The 231-nt window shown below is 65.8% G+C and carries 1 protein-coding gene; it reads left to right on the top strand.

The window, feature by feature from the left end; all coding sequences use genetic code 11:
• Positions 1-231, top strand: a 231-nt coding sequence (locus SB756_RS36080; protein WP_410914049.1) for a hypothetical protein, incomplete at both ends; no start/stop codon positions are given.

Genomic DNA, 231 nt, shown 5'->3' with positions numbered 1-231 from the left:
ACGAGGCCTTGGGCAGAATCACCGAAAGCGAGCGCCTGACCATCCTGCGCCGCTGGACCAGCGGCAATACCAGCCTGCTGCTGGAGCGCCACCTGGCGGCCCTGACCGCTGAAGAAACCGACTGGATCGCCCGCAACCCCACCGTCAAAGTGCTGGTCAACACGTCGCTGGCGCCGCTGACCTTCAACGACGCACAGCACCGCGCCAGCGGCATCACCCTGGAACTGCTCA

Origin of the sequence: Pseudomonas sp. SIMBA_068, from assembly GCF_046534705.1 — a bacterium.
Taxonomy (GTDB): Bacteria; Pseudomonadota; Gammaproteobacteria; order Pseudomonadales; family Pseudomonadaceae; genus Aquipseudomonas; species Aquipseudomonas putida.
Note: the sequence above shows the minus strand (reverse complement) of the source record. Positions and strands in the feature narration are given on the sequence as shown.